This window comes from Rahnella selenatireducens (genome assembly GCF_046449555.1).
GTDB classification, from domain to species: Bacteria; Pseudomonadota; Gammaproteobacteria; order Enterobacterales; family Enterobacteriaceae; genus Rahnella; species Rahnella selenatireducens.
Window position 1 is genome coordinate 1 of record NZ_JBKEZJ010000004.1, and the last position, 21,646, is coordinate 21,646.

Sequence of the window (21,646 nt, forward strand, 5' to 3'; positions counted from 1 at the left end):
GGCATCAAATAAGTGGAAAGCCCTGTACTGACGTACAGGGCTTTTTGCTTTGAGGAATTTGAGACGTGGAATCGGTCAAGAAACCCACCAATTGCTCAGATTTTTCAGCCATTAATAGAAAAGGCCATCCTCACAGATGGCCTTTTTAACTTTTGTCTGCATAAAGACTCAGTGATTAGAACTCTGCGATATCCCAATGCCTGTTTGAGAACGAACAAACTGAGAATAGAAACGCTCTCTCTCTTTTTGTCCTTCAACAGAATTGTCGGTAATTGAGAAGAACCAGGTTCCTGCAAAGGCAACGATCATTGAGAAGAGAGCCGGATATTCGTAAGGGTAAATTGGCTTCGCGTGTCCTAAAATCTGCACCCAAATCGTTGGGCCAAGGATCATGAGTATCACGGCCGTCAGTAACCCCAGCCATCCACCTATCATCGCGCCGCGAGTCGTCAATTTAGCCCAATACATCGACAGAAGAATAATCGGGAAATTACAGCTTGCTGCGATGGAGAATGCCAGGCCCACCATGAACGCAATATTCTGTTTTTCAAACAAAATACCCAAAGCGATCGCCACGATACCGAGCACGATAACAGTAATCTTTGAGACCCTCAGCTCATCGCGTTCCGTTGCCTTACCATCTTTAATGACGCTGGCATACAGGTCATGAGAGACTGCTGATGCACCAGCCAGTGTTAATCCTGCTACGACGGCCAGTATTGTCGCGAATGCCACTGCCGAGATGAAACCGAGGAAGAAGCTTCCGCCAACCGCATCGGCCAGATGTACCGCTGCCATATTATTGCCGCCGAGCAATACGCCGCTGGCATCTTTGAATGCAGGGTTTGAACTGACCAACACGATAGCGCCAAAACCAATAATGAACGTCAGGATATAGAAGTAACCAATGAAGCCGGTTGCGTAAAATACGCTTTTACGAGCTTCCTTAGCATCATTAACGGTGAAGAAACGCATGAGAATGTGCGGCAAGCCTGCGGTCCCAAACATCAGGGCAAGGCCTAGTGATAACGCCGATATTGGGTCGGAAACCAGCCCTCCCGGGCTCATGATCGCGATACCTTTTGAATGTACTGCCACGGCCTGTGTAAAGAGGGTATTGAAGTTAAAACCAACAGATTTCATGACCATAACGGCCATAAACGTGGCGCCTGCCAGTAGCAGGATTGCCTTAATGATTTGTACCCAGGTTGTTGCCAGCATGCCGCCGAACAACACGTAGAGCACCATCAGGATCCCAACCAGGATGACTGCGACGTGATAGTTCAGGCCGAACAGTAGCTGGATAAGCTTACCGGCACCCACCATCTGTGCAATCAGATACAGTGCAACCACCACCAGTGAACCACAGGCTGAGAGCAGGCGAATTGGCTTTTGCTTCAGCCGATATGAAGCGACGTCGGCGAAGGTGTATTTACCCAAATTACGCAAACGTTCAGCAATCAGGAAAAGGATGATTGGCCAGCCGATAAGGAAGCCGATGGAATAGATCAGACCATCATAACCGGAGGTATAAACCAGCGCGGAGATCCCAAGGAAAGAAGCGGCTGACATGAAATCACCGGCAATCGCCATCCCATTTTGCAGACCGGTAATTCGGCCGCCAGCCGTGTAATAATCCTGACGGGAACGCGTCCGTTTAGCGGCCCAGTAGGTGATATAAAGCGTCGCACCCACAAACAAAACGAACATCACTATCGCTTCAATATTAAGAGGCTGGCGTTTTACCTCGCCTGCAATTCCTTCTGCTGCAAAAGCGCTGATAGGCAAAGCCAGAGATAACATCAGGAAAAGGAGGGAGCTACGGCGTGCGATCATGGCTTAACCTCACGGATAATATCAGCCGTCAGCTGGTCAAACTCGCTGTTGGCACGAATGACATAGATCCCCGTGAGGATGAAAGAAATCACGATCAGCCCGACGCCAACCGGAATACCTCGCGTGATTGTGGCACCTTCATACAATGGCGTCCCCAGCCACTGCGGATCGAACGCAATCAGCAATATGAACGCCACATAAAGCACCAGCGTAATGCCCGACAGAAGCCAGGCAAAACGGCTGCGTTTTTGCACCAGTTCCCTGAAGCGCGGATTACTTACAACTCTCTGATAAATGAGATCATTCATCTCAGTGACTCCTGTGAGGCATTGATAGAGTTCACCGCGCCAGGGCGGTGAAAATTATGACGGCACTTTCATTGATTGTTTTTCTTCCAACAATTTTTCAACTACGCCCGGATCCGCAAGCGTTGAGGTATCTCCCAGATTACTGGTGTCACCGGCAGCAATTTTGCGCAGAATACGACGCATAATTTTGCCGGAACGGGTTTTAGGTAATGAATCAGTCCAGTGAAGAACGTCCGGTGTAGCGATGGACCCTATCTCTTTACGCACCCAGTTACGTACTTCCGTATAGAGCTCCGGTGAAGGTTCCTCGCCATGATTCAGAGTGATGTAGGCATAAATAGCCTGACCTTTGATGTTATGCGGAATCCCGACAACGGCAGCTTCTGCAATTTTTGGATGTGATACCAGTGCGGATTCAATTTCTGCAGTTCCCAGGCGGTGGCCGGAGATATTCAGGACGTCATCCACGCGGCCCGTGATCCAGTAATAGCCATCTTCGTCACGACGCGCACCATCACCGCTGAAATACATGTTTTTGAAGGTGGAGAAATAGGTTTGCTCAAAGCGATCGTGGTCGCCAAACAATGTACGCGCCTGTCCCGGCCAGGAATCGGTGATGACCAGATTGCCCTCACATGCGCCTTCCTGCGGGATACCTTCATTATCAACCAGTGCGGGTTGCACGCCGAAGAAGGGGCGTGTTGCAGAGCCGGCTTTCAGCTCTGTTGCACCCGGCAACGGTGTGATCATAAAACCGCCGGTTTCGGTCTGCCACCAGGTATCGACAATCGGGCACTGGCTGTTACCAATCGCTTTGTAGTACCACTCCCAGGCTTCCGGGTTAATCGGTTCACCCACTGAACCCATGATCCGCAGCGAAGTGCGGCTGGTTCCTTCGACCGCTTTATCCCCTTCCGCCATCAATGCACGGATAGCTGTAGGCGCAGTATAAAGAATGTTTACTTTGTGCTTATCAATGACCTGCGCCATACGTGCTGGCGTCGGATAATTCGGCACACCTTCAAACATCAGGCTGATTGCACCGCAAGTCAGCGGGCCGTAAAGCAGGTAACTGTGGCCAGTGACCCAACCCACGTCGGCTGTACACCAGTAGATATCACCGTCGTGGTAATCAAAGGTGTATTTAAAAGTCAGCGCGGCATAAACCAGATATCCGCCGGTGGTATGCAAAACACCTTTAGGTTTGCCGGTGGAACCGGAGGTATAGAGGATAAACAGCGGATCTTCCGCTTTCATTTCTTCAGCCGGACAATCCGCCGGTACATCTTTTATTGCGTCATGCCACCAGATATCGCGGCCTTCTTTCCATTCACCCTGTTTCCCGGTGCGCTTGAAAATAATTGAGTGCGTGACGCTGGTGACTGCCGGATTTTTCAGGGCATCGTCCACATTCTGTTTAAGTGGGATGGTGCGACCTGCGCGCAAGCCTTCATCGGCGGTGATCACGACTTTGGCATTGGAATCAATGATGCGGCCGGAAACGGCTTCCGGTGAGAAACCGGCAAAAATGACGGAATGTACTGCGCCGATACGGGCACAGGCAAGCATTGCTACGGCGGCTTCAGGCACCATAGGCATATAGATGGCGACAACATCGCCTTTTTTGACGCCAAGTCCTTTTAATACGTTAGCGAACTGGCAGACATCATGGTGAAGCTGTTTATACGTGACGTGCTTATTTTCGGCGTTCGGATCATCGCCTTCCCAAATAAGTGCTGTCTGATCGCCTTTTTCTACTAAATGCCGGTCGAGACAGTTAGCGGCCAGATTGAGCGTGCCATCCTCAAACCAGCGAATATCAATATTCCCCGGTGCAAATGAGGTGTTTTTCACCTTGGTAAACGGTTTGATCCAGTCGAGTACTTTCGCCTGTTCTCCCCAAAAGGCATCGGGGTCTTCAACAGACTGCTGATAATACTGCTGATATTTTTCAGGTGTGATCAGGGCGCGTTCTGCCACAGAGGCAGGAATAGAATGCTTATGAATTTGGCTCATGGTTTTTCTCCTTTATTTTGTTAAATATATGTCAATCAAAAGTTAAGTGTAGTTTGCGTTAGGGCTTTGTTTGCTTTCTGGGGGGCAGATCACGCAAGCGGAGAAAAAACAGCAAGATATCTGCAACAGCGGTGCGGGACAGGCCACAAAAGTCAGGGCACCTTCAGCAGTAACCGGTCCATGAGCTAAAAAAGTTAACGGAAACTGTTCTTTCTCAATGCACACATGACGGTTTGATAAGAATGTTCCACTGAAAATGATCTGAGAAGAGATCTGGATGCTCTGTTCGAGGCTGGTCTTTTGATCTGAATGCAGAGTTTTCTCACTGCTGTTGGAGAAAATGTATCAATAACCCTGAAAACGTAAATTTTGATCACTCTAAAAGTAAAATATTGGTTAACTAAAGCTTAATTATTCAACTTAATAAGAATGATTTCTATTCAGGCTGGAACATTTAATGTTAATTATTTTAACTTTTAAGTTAATTTCCTTTCATAAAGGTGATGTTTAAAGATTAATCTGAGATTAAAGTTCTTAATATTTGCAATTATCAAATTATTATAACGTTAAATTAAAAATATCAGTATATTGATCTGGCAAGAGAGGGGTGCTCTCTTCGGTACAGCGAAAAATACCGCCTGTGAGCGTATTTATCACTTATTAGCTACCGTTAAATCTCAAGGACTTACTATGTTTAACGCTAAAAACAAGACACTGATTATTGCTTTATCCACTTTAATTTCTGCTTCAGCTTTTGCTGATGACGTCACAACACCTCCGACCGGCGCTGACCAGGGTTCCGGCCGTATTCATTTCACCGGTACCGTTATTAATGCGCCTTGCTCTATTGCCGCAGGCGATGAAGACATTAATGTCGATATGGGTCAGGTGGCGAATAAGGTGCTGGCAAGCGGCAATAAATATTCTCAAAACGTTAACTACACCATCCATTTGCAAGATTGTGATTTGACCGCGCAAACTGCAGGCACCATTGCATATCCGGCGATGTCTAAAGTTGCCGTATCCTTCGCAGGTACGCCTGACAGCAGCGCTGCTGAATTGCTGGCGAATACTGGCAGCGCGAAAGGTGCCGGCATCCGTCTCATCGATGCTAACGGTGATTTGTTGAAAGTTGGCGATACATCAAAAGACATTAATCTGGTAACAGGTAATAACGAGCTGGTATTTGCTGCGCGCGTTGAAGCCAACACCCAGCCAGTGTCCACAGGGACTATCGTTTCTCAGGCGACTTACGCCCTGAACTACAAATAAATATTGCTGTTATTTAGGGGAGTTATCTCCCCTTTATTTTCCGGGTGCATCGGGGTTCCGTGCTGGATCTATAAAAATAAATAAGTGATTTTATTATGTTGTTTGCGATGGACAGAACATCGACAAGGATGAGAATAACAACAGGGGTTATTATTTTCTTGTCGGGATGCCTTATTTCATTCAAAAGTCTGGCGGTGGAATTTAACGTTAACTTTATTGATTCTGCCGATCGCAATAATGTAGACCTTTCACGTTTTCAGGTGGCGAATTATATCGCGCCTGGTGAATATCTGCTGGATGTCGTACTCAATGGCCGCACGCTGGGCGATCAGAGCCTGATTAAATATATTTCCACTGAAGATAATAAAAACAGCCGTCTGTGCGTGCCGCCTTCACTGGTGGATAAATTCGATCTGACTAAAGCCGCGCAGGAAAAACTGACGCTCTGGCATCATGGCGAATGCACTTCTCTTGACCGCCAGAAAGAAATCACCGCGCGTTACGATCAGGAAAAACAGACGCTGAATATCAGTATCCCGCAGGCGTGGCTGACGTTTCACGATGAAAACTGGGTGCCGCCTTCCCAGTGGGATAATGGCGTAAATGGCGCATTGCTCGATTACAACCTGCTGGGTAGTCAATACATGCCACAGCACGGTGACAGCTCGACCAGTTTTAGCAGTTACGGTACCACCGGATTTAATCTGGGGGCGTGGCGTGCCCGTGCGGATTACCAGTATTCCGCCGCCCGTACGTCAGGATCGCCTGTGAACGACAAATTCACCTGGACACAAACCTATCTGTTTCGTGCGTTACCCTCCATCGGCGCACGTCTGACCGGCGGTCAGACCTATTTCAGCTCAGACATTTTTGATTCTTTTCGCTTTGTCGGCGTGTCCGTCAACAGCGATCAGAGGATGCTGCCGCCTTCACTGCGTGGTTATGCGCCTCAGGTAACGGGTATAGCCAAAACCAACGCCAAAGTCAGTATCAGCCAGAACGGTCGGGTGATTTATCAGACCAACGTATCTCCCGGGCCGTTTGTCGTTCAGGATCTGACAGAAGCCGTGCAAGGCGCGCTGGACGTTAAAATTGAAGAAGAAAACGGCAGTGTAACCACTTATCAGGTGACCACGGCGACGATCCCGTTTCTGACCCGCAAAGGTCAGGTGCGCTTCAAGACGGCGATGGGTAAACCGACTACCGGCAGCAGCAATCACGTTTTGCAGCCGGGTTTTTACAGCGGAGAAATGTCGTGGGGGGCGCTCAATGATTTCTCAGTTTATGGCGGGCTGATTGCCACCACCGGGAACTATCAGGCTCAGGCGCTCGGCGTCGGGCAAAACTTGCAAAAGCTGGGCGCGGTGTCTTTCGATGTCACGCGTTCTTCCGCAACAGTCCCTGTGGCGGGTAAACAAACGGGTTTCAGTTATCGCGCCAACTATTCCAAACGCTTCGATTCCACCGGAAGTCAGATCACGTTTGCCGGTTATCGTTTCTCGGAAAAAACTTTTATGTCGTTCAACCAGTATCTCGACAAGGTGAACGGCGACGGGTATTCCCGCGACGATAAACAAACTTATACGGTAACCGCCAACCAGTTTCTGCCGTGGCCGGCGATCACGTTGTATCTCTCGGCGACGCATAAGGTGTACTGGAACGAGAATCCCAGCAATAACTACAGCGTTTCCGTCAGCAAGATATTTGATATCGGGCGGTTCACCGGGATTTCCGGAACGTTGTCTGCCAGCAAACTGAGATACCGCGATACCGATGAAAACCAGATGTTTCTGTCATTCAGTTTGCCATTGTCTTCCGGGCAACAGATCAGCTATGACGCACAACAGGATTCCCAGGGCGGGTTTTCCCAAACCGCGTCTTATTACAACAGCCAGGATCCGAACAACAGCTGGCGCGTGGGAGCAGGCGGAAGCAGCCCTGACCTGCAAAAAGGCGACGGCGTTTTCCGTGCTAATTACCAGCATATGTCGCCGTACGGTCAGTTAGGTGTGAACGGCAGCGTAAAAAATAACGATTACCGCTCGGTAAATGCCAACTGGTACGGCTCATTTACGGCCACCGGAGGCGGAGCCGCCTTGCACCAGAGCAGCTCAGGCAGCGAGCCGCGCATGATGGTGTCAGCCGGGGTGAAGGGTATTCCGATCAGCGAAGGCGCATCGGTAACGAATGATTACGGCATCGCCGTCGTGAACGGCGTCTCCAGCTATCAGACTTCTGATATCCGCGTTGACGTCAATCATCTGCCTGATGATGTAGAAGTTTACAGCTCGGTTGTCAGCAAAACCCTGACTGAAGGAGCAATAGGTTTTCGCAAAATTCGCGCGATTAAAGGCGAGCGCCTGATGGCGGTCATTCGCCTCGCGGACGGCAGTTATCCGCCATTGGGTTCGTCGGTGACGGACAACAGTTCCGGGTTTGAAGCCGGCCTGATTGGTGATGGTGGTCTGGCGTATCTGGCGGGCGTTTCCGGCGAGAAGTCGTTGACTGTTCGCTGGGGCGAGGATCAGAAATGCCGGATACAGGTACCTCAGCAGCCCGTGAGCAATAGCGGACAGGTGTTATTACCGTGCATCTGAAAATTAACAAAGTGAATCAGGAAAGGAAGAGTCCGATGAAGAAGCAGATTTTACACACTGGCATGGCGTTACTGATGATGGCCAGCGTCGCCTTTCCGGTCATTGCGGCAGTAAACCTTGACCGGACGCGCATCATTTTTAATGCCAATGACAAATCGGTCAGCGTCATGCTGGAGAACCAGAGTAAGGATTTGCCTTATCTGGCGCAGGTCTGGCTGGAGAATGCGCAGGGCGAAAAGATTACATCTCCGCTGGTGGCGCTGCCGCCTATGCAGCGAATTGATGCGGGACAGAAAAGCCAGATCCGCGTACTTCAGTTACCGGAAACTGCCGCGTTGCCGAAAGATCGTGAATCGTTATTTTATTTCAATGTGCGTGAAGTGCCGCCAAAAAGCGAAATGGCCAACGTGATGCAGGTTGCGATTCAGAGCCGTGTGAAGCTTTTCTTCCGGCCCACCGAACTGCGCAAATTGCTGAAAGGAAACTGGCAGGAACAGCTTCAGGTCAGCCGCCTTTCGGACGGTTTGAAACTGACCAACCCGACGCCGTTCTATATCACCGTCGGTTATCTGGGAAAGGATAACAAGGGCAACGTGCCGGGTTTTGACAGTGTGATGTTGGCTCCGTTTGCGACGGAATCCCTGACCGGCAGCCAGTATGTCAGCGACCGGTACAGCCTGGGATATATGGACGACTACGGGGGTTTGCAGGTGAACGAGTACCAGTGCCAGACGCCTCAGTGTCAGCTCACCCGAAAAGAAGGCAAACGCTAAGCTGTGCGAAAGCCCGTATAAGAACCTGTTTATCTCCTTGATAAGGGATTGTTATGCCTGATATTTACCGGTTATCCGCTGGCAGGATGATATTAATTATTTTATTGCTCTGTTTTTCCCGCAGCGCGCTGGCGCTCGATTGCGTGGAAAAAGGAACGGGGATCGTCGATAAACCGGCGATCCCCGTCGGACAGCTGGCGATACCGTCGAATGTGCCGGTGGGCACCAAAATCTGGGAATCCAATGACATCAATGTCACCGCGTATTGCGATAACGTCCTGGGCTCAATCATTGATGTGGTGCACTTCTACTTCAATCCGAAATCGCAGTCGATCGGCGAAGGTTTACTGCTGGGTGTGAGCTATAACGGGCAGGATCTCGAACAGAATGAACAGCGTCTCAGCACCAACAGCACGCCCATCAAAAAAGGCCAGAACGTTACAGTAAATGTCACTTTCCGCCTGTATATCAAAGTCAGCGGGAACGCGCCTTCCAGCGGTCATTATCAGGGAGCCGACCAGTTCACGGTATTCCAGCTTGATGGCAGCCGGGGCATCAATAAAACGCCTGGCGCGAAAAACCTGAAATATAACCTCTCGGGCTTACAGGGGATTCGCTTCCTGGCCTGTGGCTCAGATTTGAAGGTCTATCCGGAATCTCAGATTGTGGATTTCGGCCCGATTCAAAGCACCATTCTGTCCCGATCTTCCGGCATTTCTCTGCCGTTTGCTATCAAAGCTGTTAAGCAGGGATGCCTGGATAATTTCTCCCTGCAAGCCGAGTTTTCCACGGCCAGTCCGCTGATCGATAACACGGCTATAGACTTGTCGAATGGCGCCAAACTAATGCTCTATAACGATAAAGAACAGGCGATTACGTTCAATCGTTACGATGATTTTGCTGAGCTTAATAACGTGAATGAAGTGACGAAAAACTTCACTGCGAAAGTGAGTGCGATCCCGGGGAGAGCACTTTCTCTCGGGCAATTTGATGCGTCAGTGATCGTCAAGATTAACTACTACTGACCGTGTCTGTAAGAGAGGGAGAACGACATGCTAAGAACGGCTAAATTACGGGCTCAGGCGCTTGAAGAACCGGTATATTCTGCGCAGGCTCCGGAACTGATTGCTGAGACAGAAATTCATGCGTTGTTGCAAACCTTACGCGAAGATGCCGGATTAAATAAAACTGAACTGGCCCGACGCCTGGGGATAACACCTCCGGCCATCACCCGCCTGGAAAAGCGTCCGGCACAGGCCAGTTTCAGTACGCTGGCTCGTTACGCACAAGCCTGCGGATTTCAGCTCTATCTGTATTATAAATAGACAAAAGCAGTGACTGCCGGGTCTCACAGACTCTTACTGAAGACGCACAGCGTAAACGGTGACTGATTGTTTTCGATGAGGAGGGCGTTATCGCCGTACTTCTTTAAGACCAGCGTATCTGTGTGGCCCGTCAGAAAAAAACTGTTCATCAGTAAAAGTGAGGAAATACGCCAGTCAAAATCATCCACGCTGTCGATATTGATCTGACTGCTGGTCATCGAGTAGGTATCCGTGGCTTTACTTTCATGGATATAATCATAATAGATATTGCGCAGCAGCGTTTTTTTCTCAACGACGACATTTTCGTTGTTATACAAATATCCTGTCCCGCTCAGAGAAATCAAAATTTTATTCTTGCTCAGAAAACTAAAGTACAGCGATGTCACCATTCTGGCTCTTTGATTATCATATTGTGCTTCTATGATCATGTTTCCCCTGCAAGGGATGTTAACCGGAAATGCCTCTTTATCTCTTCTTAAAAAAATCTCGCAAAAAATAATTAACAATAAAACAATAATAGGGGGTATGGATAAAATAAGGTTCTTCTTTACGGAAGATAATCTTTTATTATAGTTTGTCATTCGTGGTCCTGTCATTTGTATAATAACTTATGCAAATGTTCATCTTATGATTATCATCGGTATTACATTGCGTCATGAAGTCGCGCACAGAACCCGTATTTATCGGGAGAGAAAATCGCTCACTTTGAAATATGAATATTTCACCGGGCTTGCAGGAAATATTGTTTTTTCGCAGGAATATTTCGGCCAGACGCGCGAATTCCTCCTTTCGTGAAGGAGTGACGGGCGCGGCTGAATACAGTTCGCAGACGCCTATTCTCGCAATCTGCAAATGCGCCAACGGGTCACTCAGATTTTGGTGAAGGATGAAAATCCCCCAAGCCGTGATCACTGTCGTGACTAAAATACTTATAAAAACAGAGTGTTTTGTTTCCCACCCCTGATGATCCAGTGTCATTGTTTCGGGCTTAACTGGCTCAGTTACAACCGCTGAAGAAATTTGCTCTTCAGCGGCGGGCAGAATGATTTCCGGGATTTCGATAACACTTCTGCACTCTTGCGTATTTTCTGCGGGAGGTGCGATTTGCTCAAAATTCACCGCAATGGCGATCTCTTTCCTGATGAAAAAACCAACTTTGGGAACGGTGACAATGAATTCATCGGAATAACCCAGCATAGAAATCACTTTGCGTAATTTGCTGATACAGTGATTGAGATTGTTATTACTGGCGGTCAGTCCGTAGTCATCCCATACCTTTTTAAAAAATGTTTCACGATGAACAACAATGCCATGTTGTTCAATCAGCAATAATAAAATTCTCCGCGCAGGATTGGATACAGCGACCTTACTCTCAGCGTCGCTCAGCAAAGAAAGTGAGTTATCCTCTGGATTGAATACTATTTCATTTTCAATCAGATAAATCATTTGCATCCTTCGTCTCCCTGTTAAAAATATCCTGTCTTACATTTGCATTCAGATAATTAGTACAGTGCTACCCTATCAGAATTTTACCCTGATATACCGTCGTAAAGGGGCAGTCAGTATAAACCGTACTATTTAAAAGTCAGATTGTTGTCAGAAATATTTACATGCTGGCAATACACAGCCTTAACGGGGGAGAAGAAAAAGGGAGGCTTGAACCGGAGAGATATAAATCACGTACGGAATTTTAGTAGTACGTGATTTATACGGTCATCATGACAGGTACTGGCCGGTAATGTGAATCTGCTGCCGGTCAAAGTCGACAGCGATATCGACACCCAGCGGCAAGGTGAGCATCGGGTGAGTATGGCAGCAGTCAAAGCCATCGACTAACGGGATATCCTGGCCGTTAAGAATTTCCAGGAGTACATCGGCGGGCTGCCTGCCGGTTCCGGCGTCATCGAATAATTCATGCTTCCCGAGCACTATCGCACTGACGCGGTCGAAAACGCCATTGAGCTTAAGCATGGAGAACGAACGTTCGACGGTGGCGATATTCAGCAGGCTATCTTCGATAAACAAAATGTCGCCCTGACGGATTTCAGGCTGATAAGAACTTCCCCAGATACCCGAAAGCGTATTCAGATTACCGCCCATGACGCGTCCTTCAATACGTCCTTTGCCCAGAAAACGGCAGGTATTCACATATAAATGCTTAGCACGAACCGGAGCAATATCATTCCAGTTAAGCTTTTCGTCCGTCCAGTGTGAGGGCAGAGAATAACCATACGGCGCGTCGTGACGGTTCATCAGAACGTCAGTAAAAGATGCATAAGTCACATCAACCAGCGGGGGAAATTCGCCGAAAGAGGCAACCAGCGCAGGCCCGTAAAAAGTAATCAGTCCGGTCTGTGCGTAAATGCCTGCCAGCAGCGCGGTGGTATCTGAATAACCAATAATGATTTTCGGGTCAGCGCGCAGGGCATCGTAATCGAGATAAGGCAGCAGGGAGTTGGTGTTATTGCCACCGATGGTAGACATCACGCAACGCACCTGCGGATCACGAAACAGTTGGTTTAATTCTTCAGCCCGCCGGGCAACAGATCCTGAACGGTAAAGGTCTGATTCGCCGGTCAGCAATCCCGGTTTGAGCACAAAACCTTTCTCCCGCAGGAAGTTTTTCCCGCGCGCAAAGCGATTTGGTGCCGTAACGGTAACCGGTGAAGAGGCGGAGAAGAAACCAATAGTGTCACCGGTTTTCAATGCTGGCGGGAAAAGCGGAGTTCCGGACGAAGGCATTTCTATATCCTATAAATTTGCTCAATGTTCAACCTGCAATGTATCAGCTCAGTTGCAGGTTGAACATGACAAATCAAGGGATTAATGCTCAGTAATGACGTCTTCTGACGGGCTTTTTTTACCAAAAAGTTCATTCACTTTATCCTGGCGTACGAGTATGGCCATTGCGACCACACCGACGATCGCCAGACCGCTCGACAGGATAAAAGCAGACTGATAACCGCCGCCGTACTGGATTAAAAAGCCGGTAATGCTGGGAGATAAAATCCCGGCCAGATTAGCCAGCAGATGGACAAATCCCCCCGCTGTTCCGATGCGGTGCGCCGGCACGATATCCTGCAACAGCGACCAGCACGCCTGCGGGGTCATATACGCAAAGATACTGGCGACGGTGATCAGGGCGACGGCACCGGCCGTATTGCGAGTATAAGCGGTCATCAGCACGCAACCTGCGGCGATAATCAGGCCGGTGAAAATGACAGCTTTGCGTGAGAAAAGGAAGTTACCGGTCCGGCGGTACAGCATATCCGCCACAACGCCGCCGCCAATGAAGCCTGCCGTTGCGCCCAGCCACGGGAGAATGCCGATAATGCTCATGCTCCTGATGTCCAGATGTTGGAAATCCGTGAGGTAGCTCGGCAGCCATGACAGGAAAAAATACTGAATATAGTTGAAGCAGAAAAACGCGGCGGCCACGCCTAATACCGGTTTGGAAAAAACGTAATACCACAGGGTATGCCCATCTTTTTCTTTCATCCCGGAAGTGACCGGTGTCGCCGGACGGTCGCTGGCAATCAGCGTTTTCTCAGCTTCGGAGACGCGCGGATGCTGTTCCGGTTTATCGCGGAAAAGAATCATCCAGGCCGCCAGCCAGACGAAGCCCAGCGCGGCAATTACCACAAAGGCAATGCGCCAGCCGAAGTGCAACCCGATCAGCCCGACAATCGGTGCCGCAATTGCAGCGCCCAGCGGTTGCCCGGCGTTGGTAAATCCGACTGCGCGCCCGACTTCTTTACGCGGGAACCAGTTAGAGATGGACTTGTTGGTGGTGGTGCCCATTGGCCCTTCACCGATACCAAACATTACGCGTACGATCAGCAAATGCCCGAAACCTGTCACCAGCGCTGTAGCGCCGCAGAATACCGACCAGAAAGCCGCCGCCAGCCCGAACACTTTTCGCGGCCCGAATCTGTCAGCGCTCCAGCCCCCGATGAAACAAAACAGGCAGTAACCGATGAAGAAGGCGCTGAACAGAATTCCCATCTGCGCATCGTCAATGTGCAAATCGCCTTTGATCAGCGGTGCCATGACCGACAGCGCGGCGCGATCGAGATAATTCAGCATGCCCGCAAAGAACAGCAGCAGGGCAATAACGACGCGGTAATTGGATTTACGCATGAGTCGCCTCCGCTGTCAGGGAAAGCGTTTGTGAGCTGACGAGGTATTTCTGAATGACGGCGGGAGAAGGCTCGAAACCGAGACCCGGCGCATCAGGTAAAACCATGCGCGGTGTGAAGTCCAGCTGCGGATAAAGCTGTTCCTGCCACTGAATGAAAGGCACCTCCAGGCTAACACTTTCATCAAGCAAGGCCACCAGTTGCGCGCTCGCCATCAGGCCGGCGCCATAATAGAAGCAGTGCGGGACAACCCGGACAGAATATTGTTTTGCCAGCGCGAAGACTTTCAACATGGCCGTGATACCGCCAACTTTGCTGACGCTTGGCTGCGCGACGTCAATCGCACCGTGTTCGAAATGCTCGACAAATCCCTGTACGCCAGCGGCATTTTCGCCAGCGGCAATCCGTGTGCCTTGTGTTCGGACCTTCGCCAGACCGGCCAGATCATCCGGTGGCCAGACGGGTTCTTCCAACCATCCTAGATCCAGCGGGCGTAATTTCTGTGCCTGCGCCGTGGCATCTTCAACACTCCACGGGCAATTCACATCGACCATCAGTTCGGCATCCTGCGGCAACACTTCCCGCGCGGCGGCAATGGCAGTGTATTCGGTTTCATGCAATTTGATTGCGCGGAATCCGGCGTCATATGTGTTCAGCACTTTTTCTGCCACGCGTTGCGGGTCATTTCCATAACTCACCAGACTGGCATAAACACCGATTTTATGACGCTTCGCCCCGAGCAATTGCCAAAGCGGTTGGTTTCTGGCCTTTGCCACCAAATCCCACAGCGCGATATCCACCGCTGAGAGCGCAAACATCACCGGCCCCGTGCGGCCAAAGGCGTGGAAATTGATTTCTGCCTGTTGCATCAGTGAGTCAATTTCGTCGGGGCTTTGCGGGCAGGTTTGACCGAGGAAAAATCTGCCCACCAGGCCGTTCAGCGCCGTTTCCGTCATCGGGTTAGAAAGATGTCCAAAACCCTCGCCCCAGCCGTGTAAACCGGTATCCGTGGTGATTTTGACCAGCAGCGTTTCCATACGGGTTAATGTCGGTGACGCCGCGTTGTAAGCGTCAGTATTTTTCTCATGTGATTTTTCCCTGCCGCTGCTGAAAGGAATAGCAACGCGCAATACCTGAATGTGGGTTATTTGCATCAGACAATCCTGTTTGTAGGGCTTTGAGTAAATTTTTTAGCCTAAGGAAACAGTCTAAAGCGAGGAAACATGCCCGTTAACGGACGTTGGCCTAACTTTTAAACAGGATTAAACGGGGATTTTGTGCAAATGAATGAAGGGGTGAGAAGTGAGTCACGAAAGGAGAGTATTAGAATTTTTTGGATAGCAGAAAGCAAAAAACCAGCCGTTAAGCTGGTTTCTTTAAATATGGTGCCCGGACTCGGACAATGCTGCGAAGCAGCTTTGAACAGCGCTTGCGCTGGCCCCGAAGGGGTGAGTCTCAGTATGAGACGAATAATCGAACGGAGTTCGATGGAGAGTCCGTCGCTCAGAAAGCAAAAAACCAGCCGTTAAGCTGGTTTCTTTAAATATGGTGCCCGGACTCGGAATCGAACCAAGGACACAGGGATTTTCAATCCCTTGCTCTACCGACTGAGCTATCCGGGCAACGGGGCGCATTAAACCGTATTGGGCATGTGTCGTCAACGGCTTTGTCATCTAAAACACATAAAAGACGTTCGTTTGCTGTCTTTTCATTCAAAAATGGCGAAATGCCCTGTCTGTGGTCAGAGAAAGTCAGGAAAGTGCGCCATGTTCACGGCAGCGTGCAACATTCAAAACATCTTCTGCCAGACGTCGCGCCACTTCCACATCGATGAGCTGACGTTTCACCAGCAACTTGCTCAGACAACCTTCAAGGATCAGTTCCATCTGCTGCGCCACCATTTCGGCGTCATCGGAGCCCATTTCCTGGAGCAAAGACAGCGTGTAGTCGTAGGACGCCCGTTTCTGATTTTCGGCCAGTTGATGAATAGGCGCGTCGCTCTCAGGGAAAAACGTACAGGCCGCGATAAAGAGGCATCCCGGATAACGCTGCTGGCGCACCTGTTCATCGAGCACTTTATACCGTGCCAGCAATTTCTGCGGCGGAGTGAGCGTTTCATCCAGCATCAGCTGACGCCGCCAGATTTCAATTTGCTCACCATGATAACGCAGGCTGTCGTAGAGCAGCGCTTCGGCGTCGGGCCAGAAACGGCGCAGTTCATTGAGCGGAACGTCGACGAGTTCAGCGACTTTTTCCAGTGACAATGTTGCAAGGCCACGTTGTTCCAAGAGATTAAGGGTTTGATCGAGAACCTGTTCACGTAGCACGTTTGCCTCCTCACAATTCGCGTACTTCAAAATGTAGTGTCGTTTAAGGGCGGGCTTTCTGCAAATGCTCACTGAACTCAGCGGCATCCATAAAACCGGTGACCCGTGACTGCGGCAATTCATGGCCGTCGGGGCCAAAGAATAAAATCGTAGGCAAGCCCAGAACTTCAAGACGGTCTAACAACGCCTTCTGCTCCGCCGAGTTTTGCGTCACATCGGCCTGAAGCAACAAAGTGTTCGCCAGCTCATTCTGCACTTCTGGCGCGGAAAACGTATATTTTTCGAACTCTTTACACGCCACACACCAGTCTGCGTACAAGTCCAGCATGACGCGTTTGCCCTGCGCGCCCTGCAAGGCGGCGTTCAGTTCATCAACGTTATGAATTTTCTGGAAGTTCAGCGCGTGCTGTGGCGTGGACTGACTGCTGGCGGGCGCAAAAGCCCAGTCCTGCAACGGACGGCTGACGATAAGCGCAGCGGCGAGGAAAATCAGTTGCAGCACACGCATGATACCGCGCTGGCTTTTCAGGCTCAGCAGTAACGCCCAGCCGAAGAACGCGATGCCAAGCAGGCTCCAAAGACGTAATCCCCAGGTATCGCCAATCACACGCTCAAGTAAAAACACCGGCAGCGCGAGAATGACAAAACCAAAGCCTTCTTTGACGTAATGCATCCATGGGCCGCTGCGTGGCAGCAGTTTATTCCCGAACATCGTCACGATAATCAGCGGGATCCCCATCCCCAGAGCGTACAGATAAAGCGTGCCGGCACCGGCCAGCAGGTTTCCGCTCTGGGCGATGTACAGGAGGATGGCGCTCAGCGGCGCGGTGGTGCAGGGGGAACAAATCAGGCCTGCCAGAGCGCCCATAATAAAGACGCCCGGCAGCGAACCGCCTTTTTGTTCATTGCTCCACAACGCCAGCCGGGTCTGAACGGAGGACGGAAGCTGCAGGCTAAAAGCCCCAAACATCGATAATGCCAGCGCGATAAACATCACGGATAAAACGATCAGTACCCACGGGCTTTGCAATGCGGCCTGAAACTGCAAGCCCGCAGCGGCGACCGCCATCCCAAGCAGCGTATACGTCAGCGCCATGCCCTGTACGTACACCAGCGACAGCAGGAAAATTCGCTTCATGCTGTGCGGACGCTGGCGCCCGAGAATAATGCCGGAAATCAGCGGATACATCGGCAGCACGCACGGTGTGAACGCGATGCCGATACCAATCAGCAACGCCCAAAGTGGCGAAAACGGCAGCGGCGTGGAGATTTTCGCTGGTGTGGCCTCAATCGGTGGACGGGGGGATTCTGCAATGTCTGAGCTGGCTTTAACCGGCTCAGAAACTTCACTGAGCGGCACTTCGCGGATTTCCGGCGGATAGCAGAAACCGGCAGCGGCGCATCCCTGATAGGTCACGCGGACGGTCGCATCGGCGCTGGCCTGTCGTAATGGCACCGTAAGGCGCAGTGCGTTTTCGAAGACTTCACTGTCGCCGAAAAACTCATCGTGATGCTCACGGCCCTTCGGCAGGATATACGCTGCCAGCCGGGCATTCTTCGGTTCAATCTCAATTTTGCTGCGATATAAATAGTAACCGTCGCGGATCTGCCAGTTCAGTTTGAGGTCATGGCCTTGTTGTTGAAAATCAAAGCTGAAAGCCTGATCGACAGGGACAAATTGCGGGGCAGCCGGTTTATCAAACAACGAGGCGTGTGCCTGCAAAGGCAACATAAACAGGCTGCACAGCAGGAAGACAATTCTAAGAATGCGGTGATCCATGCGGAGTAAAGTTCTCTTTGTCGCGGCAGGTGAACGGCCACTGGGTGATTCGACAGAAGATGCGGACGGCTTCATGCCGCAGCGCGTTAATGAAATGTGAGTATACCCCGTGCGAACGCGGCGCAGAAAGCCTTGCAGGTACTTTACAAAAGAGTGAAGCGGGAGAACGCAGGGAAGACGGGGGCCGCAGCCCCCGGAAAAACTGTCAGAGAATAATACTGCCGACGGCGAAGCCGAAAAGAACCGACAAAAATACGCCGATCGTGCCCGGTATAAAGAACGGATGGTTAAAGACGAACCGGCCAATTCGGGTGGTGCCGGTATCGTCCATCTGCACGGCGGCCACCAGCGTCGGATACGTTGGCAAAATGAACAGCCCGGAAACTGCCGCGAAAGAGCCCACCGCCGTCAGCGGGGAAACGCTCAGCGCCAGCGCCATTGGCAACAGGGCTTTGGTCGTCGCGGCCTGTGAATAGAGCAGGGCCGAACTGAAGAAGAAAATCACCGCCAGCAGCCACGGATGTGCCTGAATAATGGTGCCCGCGGTGTCCTTAATCCAGCCCAGATTCGCCTGTACAAATGTGTCTCCGAGCCAGGCAACGCCGAGGATACAAATACAGGCGCTCATGCCAGATTTGAACGTGCTGGAGGTCAGAATTGAGTCGGTTTCGATGCGGCACAACAGGGTGATTAATGTCGCCACGCTGAGCATGATAATCAGAATCGCGCTGTTGGTCGTCATCACCGGTTGAGCAACCCAGCCAAGGCTTGGGCTGTTAATCACGGCGTAGCCGACCACAGAAAAAACGCCCAACAGGAACAGTAAAACGGAAAGCTTCGCGCCACGTTTTATTTCCACTTTTTTATCGCCACGCAGCTCAATCAGGCCCTCTTCATAACGCTTGAGATAAACCGGATCGTTGGAGAGTTTCGAGTCAAAGCACCAGCTGATAATCAGTGACATTACAATCACGGCGGCCAGCGTTGAAGGAATCATCACCATCAGCAAATGCAAATAACTGACGCCGTGGCCTTCCATCGTCGATGCCATATAGACCACGGCGGCGGAAATCGGCGAGGCGGTAATGGCGATCTGCGCTGCAACAACGGCCGTAGAAAGCGGACGACAAGGTTTGATCCCCTGCTCTTTTGCCACTTCAGAAATCACCGGGAGCGCAGAAAGTGAAATGTTACCGGTACCGGCCATGATCGTGAGGAAATACGTGACGATCGGCGCCAGAACGGTAATGTGTTTCGGGTTGCGGCGCAGCAGTTTCTCGGTTTGCTGCACCAGATAATCCATCCCGCCCGCGACCTGCATGGTCGAGATGGCGGCAATTACGGCCATGATGATGGAGATAACGTCAAAAGGAATCGAGCCCGGTTTCACGCCGATTAAAGCGAGCACCAGAACACCCAATCCACCCGCGAAACCAATGCCGATCCCGCCTAAGCGGGCACCGAGAAAAATCGCGGCGAGTACAATAATAAGTTCGATGATTAACATGGCTGTCCGTCCATATATCCAGCAATCCTTAAGGAATTGAAAAATAATTGTTATGTAATTGTTGTTTGTTGCTCAGTAAAAAGGCCCGCTGTTCCGAAGAACAACGAGCCTTTAAAAGGTCAGAAATGGAGTCTGTTACTGTTCATTTTCATCGGTATAACGCTTCGCTTTGTAAGCCGGGTGCTTCAGGTTTTCGATAGAGAAAATATCGTCCAGCTCGGCTTCCGTCAGCAAACCGCGCTCAAGCACGACTTCACGGACACTTTTGCCGGTTTCGGCACAAATCTTCCCGACGATATCGCCATTGTGGTGGCCGATGAACGGGTTCAGATACGTCACGATCCCAATAGAATTGAAGACGTAGAACTCGCACACTTCTTTGTTCGCTGTAATGCCGTTGATGCATTTTTCCAGCAGGTTGTAGCAGGCGTTAGTCAGGATATGCACGGATTCAAACATGGCCTGGCCAATCACCGGTTCCATGACGTTCAGCTGTAACTGACCCGCTTCGGCGGCCATCGTGACGCACATGTCGTTGCCGATGACTTTGAAGCAAACCTGATTCACTACTTCCGGGATTACCGGGTTAACTTTGGCAGGCATAATGGAAGAACCGGCCTGCAATTCTGGCAGGTTAATCTCATTGAGCCCGGCGCGCGGCCCGGAAGAGAGCAGGCGCAGGTCGTTACAAATCTTAGAAAGCTTAACCGCCAGACGTTTCAGGGAGCTGTGAACCATCACGTAAGCGCCGCAGTCTGATGTCGCTTCGATCAGATCTTCAGCCGGAACGCAGGCCAGATTGCTGACTTCCGCCAGTTTCTGCACGGCCAGCTGCTGATAACCTTCCGGCGTATTCAGACGCGTACCGATCGCCGTTGCCCCGAGGTTCACTTCCAGTAGTAATTCACCGGTGCGGATCAGGTTGCGGGTTTCTTCTTTAAGCAGCACGTTGAATGCATGGAATTCCTGACCGAGCGTCATCGGTACCGCATCCTGCAACTGCGTGCGGCCCATTTTGATGACGTTTTCAAATTCGACCGCTTTGCGCTCGAAGCCATCGCCCAACTGGGAAATCGCATCAACCAGCTTCAGCAAAGAGGCGTAAACCGCGATACGGAAACCTGTCGGGTAGGCATCATTGGTGGACTGACATTTATTAAGGTGATCGTTGGGATTAAGGAACTGGTAATCGCCTTTCTGGTGACCCATCAGCTCGAGACCGATGTTCGCCAGCACCTCATTCGTGTTCATATTTACCGAGGTTCCCGCGCCGCCCTGATAGACGTCGATAGGGAACTGGTCCATGCATTTACCTTTATCAAGCACTTCGTCGCACGCCTGAATGATGATGTCTGCAATGTGACGTGGAATGGTGCGCAGCTCTTTGTTCGCCAGAGCCGCCGCTTTCTTCACCATCACCATGCCACGAACAAACTCAGGCACATCGCTGATCTTGGTGTTGCTGATATAGAAGTTTTCAATCGCCCGCAGGGTATGAATGCCGTAATAAGCTTCTGCCGGTACTTCACGCGTGCCCAGCAGGTCTTCCTCGATACGAATGGTGTTTGACATGAGAACCTTCTCTTCGGTACTGAATGCGTTATGCGATGTTTAAAATTATGTTACTAGCCGTGGTAAATTTAAAACGATCAACCGTTGTTTCCACAACGAAGGCGATCATATGCTGCTTCAGGCGAATTGCACGTACTAAGATCACTATCCTGCCCTATGATTGTGCAAGATTTTAGTATCTGTGAGAATTCTCA

Annotated in this window: 17 protein-coding genes and 1 tRNA gene; 5 read left to right on the forward strand and 13 right to left on the reverse strand. The window is 50.5% G+C overall.

What is annotated here, in order from left to right:
• Positions 1-168 precede the first annotated feature (168 nt).
• From actP to acs, 3 genes are read right to left on the reverse strand one after another with little or no spacing between them, the layout of a single operon-like run.
• Positions 169-1,836, reverse strand: coding sequence for a cation/acetate symporter ActP (gene actP / locus ACLBVC_RS07790; protein WP_410149154.1), 1,668 nt, complete (start codon positions 1,834-1,836; stop codon positions 169-171).
• On the reverse strand, positions 1,833-2,144 hold the full coding sequence (locus ACLBVC_RS07795; RefSeq protein ID WP_101078242.1) for a DUF485 domain-containing protein: 312 nt from the start codon (positions 2,142-2,144) through the stop codon (positions 1,833-1,835). Before ACLBVC_RS07795 ends, actP begins: the two co-directional genes overlap by 4 nt.
• A gap of 54 nt (positions 2,145-2,198) precedes the next feature.
• Complete coding sequence (gene acs / locus ACLBVC_RS07800) at positions 2,199-4,160, reverse strand: acetate--CoA ligase (protein ID WP_410149155.1); 1,962 nt, start codon at positions 4,158-4,160, stop codon at positions 2,199-2,201.
• Positions 4,161-4,850: 690 nt separating this feature from the next.
• Between acs and ACLBVC_RS07805 the strand changes: the two genes are divergently transcribed.
• The 5 genes from ACLBVC_RS07805 (at position 4,851) to ACLBVC_RS07825 (ending at position 10,127) form a co-directional block, all read left to right on the forward strand.
• On the forward strand, positions 4,851-5,432 hold the full coding sequence (locus ACLBVC_RS07805; protein ID WP_410149156.1) for a fimbrial protein: 582 nt from the start codon (positions 4,851-4,853) through the stop codon (positions 5,430-5,432).
• A gap of 95 nt (positions 5,433-5,527) precedes the next feature.
• Complete coding sequence (locus ACLBVC_RS07810; RefSeq protein ID WP_410149157.1) at positions 5,528-8,029, forward strand: fimbria/pilus outer membrane usher protein; 2,502 nt, start codon at positions 5,528-5,530, stop codon at positions 8,027-8,029.
• A 35-nt stretch (positions 8,030-8,064) separates the two neighbouring features.
• A complete protein-coding gene (locus ACLBVC_RS07815) occupies positions 8,065-8,802 on the forward strand; it encodes a fimbrial biogenesis chaperone (RefSeq protein ID WP_410149158.1) in 738 nt (245 codons plus the stop codon).
• 86 nt (positions 8,803-8,888) lie between these two features.
• Positions 8,889-9,827, forward strand: coding sequence for a fimbrial protein (locus ACLBVC_RS07820; RefSeq protein ID WP_410149427.1), 939 nt, complete (start codon positions 8,889-8,891; stop codon positions 9,825-9,827).
• Positions 9,828-9,854: 27 nt separating this feature from the next.
• Positions 9,855-10,127: a helix-turn-helix domain-containing protein gene (locus tag ACLBVC_RS07825; RefSeq protein WP_104923563.1), complete on the forward strand. Its 273-nt coding sequence runs from the start codon at positions 9,855-9,857 to the stop codon at positions 10,125-10,127.
• A 23-nt stretch (positions 10,128-10,150) separates the two neighbouring features.
• Here ACLBVC_RS07825 and ACLBVC_RS07830 read toward each other — a convergent pair whose 3' ends face one another.
• The 10 genes from ACLBVC_RS07830 to aspA all read right to left on the reverse strand — a co-directional run bounded on the left by ACLBVC_RS07830 (position 10,151) and on the right by aspA (position 21,452).
• On the reverse strand, positions 10,151-10,516 hold the full coding sequence (locus tag ACLBVC_RS07830) for a hypothetical protein (RefSeq protein ID WP_410149159.1): 366 nt from the start codon (positions 10,514-10,516) through the stop codon (positions 10,151-10,153).
• Positions 10,517-10,694: 178 nt separating this feature from the next.
• Positions 10,695-11,579, reverse strand: coding sequence for a winged helix-turn-helix domain-containing protein (locus tag ACLBVC_RS07835; RefSeq protein WP_410149160.1), 885 nt, complete (start codon positions 11,577-11,579; stop codon positions 10,695-10,697).
• Between the two features lie 264 nt (positions 11,580-11,843).
• Positions 11,844-12,869: a S66 family peptidase gene (locus ACLBVC_RS07840; protein WP_410149161.1), complete on the reverse strand. Its 1,026-nt coding sequence runs from the start codon at positions 12,867-12,869 to the stop codon at positions 11,844-11,846.
• A gap of 81 nt (positions 12,870-12,950) precedes the next feature.
• Positions 12,951-14,267: an MFS transporter gene (locus ACLBVC_RS07845; RefSeq protein WP_410149162.1), complete on the reverse strand. Its 1,317-nt coding sequence runs from the start codon at positions 14,265-14,267 to the stop codon at positions 12,951-12,953.
• Positions 14,260-15,420 (reverse strand): mandelate racemase/muconate lactonizing enzyme family protein, encoded by a 1,161-nt coding sequence (locus ACLBVC_RS07850; protein WP_410149163.1) that lies wholly within the window; start codon positions 15,418-15,420, stop codon positions 14,260-14,262. Before ACLBVC_RS07850 ends, ACLBVC_RS07845 begins: the two co-directional genes overlap by 8 nt.
• A gap of 392 nt (positions 15,421-15,812) precedes the next feature.
• Positions 15,813-15,888: transfer RNA gene (locus tag ACLBVC_RS07855), tRNA-Phe, on the reverse strand.
• A gap of 129 nt (positions 15,889-16,017) precedes the next feature.
• Positions 16,018-16,593: a division control transcriptional repressor DicD gene (gene dicD, locus ACLBVC_RS07860; protein WP_410149164.1), complete on the reverse strand. Its 576-nt coding sequence runs from the start codon at positions 16,591-16,593 to the stop codon at positions 16,018-16,020.
• A 43-nt stretch (positions 16,594-16,636) separates the two neighbouring features.
• Positions 16,637-18,373, reverse strand: coding sequence for a protein-disulfide reductase DsbD (locus ACLBVC_RS07865; protein ID WP_410149165.1), 1,737 nt, complete (start codon positions 18,371-18,373; stop codon positions 16,637-16,639).
• Between the two features lie 205 nt (positions 18,374-18,578).
• Positions 18,579-19,880, reverse strand: coding sequence for an anaerobic C4-dicarboxylate transporter (locus ACLBVC_RS07870; protein WP_410149166.1), 1,302 nt, complete (start codon positions 19,878-19,880; stop codon positions 18,579-18,581).
• A gap of 135 nt (positions 19,881-20,015) precedes the next feature.
• Positions 20,016-21,452, reverse strand: coding sequence for an aspartate ammonia-lyase (gene aspA / locus ACLBVC_RS07875; RefSeq protein WP_152325347.1), 1,437 nt, complete (start codon positions 21,450-21,452; stop codon positions 20,016-20,018).
• Positions 21,453-21,646: the final 194 nt, after the last annotated feature.

Excerpts from the sequence above, each read along its gene's own strand:
- actP (WP_410149154.1), bottom strand. The coding sequence starts at position 1,836 with ATGATCGCACGCCGTAGCTCCCTCCTTTTCCTGATGTTATCTCTGGCT.
- ACLBVC_RS07795 (WP_101078242.1), bottom strand. The coding sequence starts at position 2,144 with ATGAATGATCTCATTTATCAGAGAGTTGTAAGTAATCCGCGCTTCAGG.
- acs (WP_410149155.1), bottom strand. The coding sequence starts at position 4,160 with ATGAGCCAAATTCATAAGCATTCTATTCCTGCCTCTGTGGCAGAACGC.
- ACLBVC_RS07805 (WP_410149156.1), top strand. The coding sequence starts at position 4,851 with ATGTTTAACGCTAAAAACAAGACACTGATTATTGCTTTATCCACTTTA.
- ACLBVC_RS07810 (WP_410149157.1), top strand. The coding sequence starts at position 5,528 with ATGTTGTTTGCGATGGACAGAACATCGACAAGGATGAGAATAACAACA.
- ACLBVC_RS07815 (WP_410149158.1), top strand. The coding sequence starts at position 8,065 with ATGAAGAAGCAGATTTTACACACTGGCATGGCGTTACTGATGATGGCC.
- ACLBVC_RS07820 (WP_410149427.1), top strand. The coding sequence starts at position 8,889 with ATGATATTAATTATTTTATTGCTCTGTTTTTCCCGCAGCGCGCTGGCG.
- ACLBVC_RS07825 (WP_104923563.1), top strand. The coding sequence starts at position 9,855 with ATGCTAAGAACGGCTAAATTACGGGCTCAGGCGCTTGAAGAACCGGTA.
- ACLBVC_RS07830 (WP_410149159.1), bottom strand. The coding sequence starts at position 10,516 with ATGGTGACATCGCTGTACTTTAGTTTTCTGAGCAAGAATAAAATTTTG.
- ACLBVC_RS07835 (WP_410149160.1), bottom strand. The coding sequence starts at position 11,579 with ATGCAAATGATTTATCTGATTGAAAATGAAATAGTATTCAATCCAGAG.
- ACLBVC_RS07840 (WP_410149161.1), bottom strand. The coding sequence starts at position 12,869 with ATGCCTTCGTCCGGAACTCCGCTTTTCCCGCCAGCATTGAAAACCGGT.
- ACLBVC_RS07845 (WP_410149162.1), bottom strand. The coding sequence starts at position 14,267 with ATGCGTAAATCCAATTACCGCGTCGTTATTGCCCTGCTGCTGTTCTTT.
- ACLBVC_RS07850 (WP_410149163.1), bottom strand. The coding sequence starts at position 15,420 with ATGCAAATAACCCACATTCAGGTATTGCGCGTTGCTATTCCTTTCAGC.
- ACLBVC_RS07865 (WP_410149165.1), bottom strand. The coding sequence starts at position 18,373 with ATGGATCACCGCATTCTTAGAATTGTCTTCCTGCTGTGCAGCCTGTTT.
- ACLBVC_RS07870 (WP_410149166.1), bottom strand. The coding sequence starts at position 19,880 with ATGTTAATCATCGAACTTATTATTGTACTCGCCGCGATTTTTCTCGGT.
- aspA (WP_152325347.1), bottom strand. The coding sequence starts at position 21,452 with ATGTCAAACACCATTCGTATCGAGGAAGACCTGCTGGGCACGCGTGAA.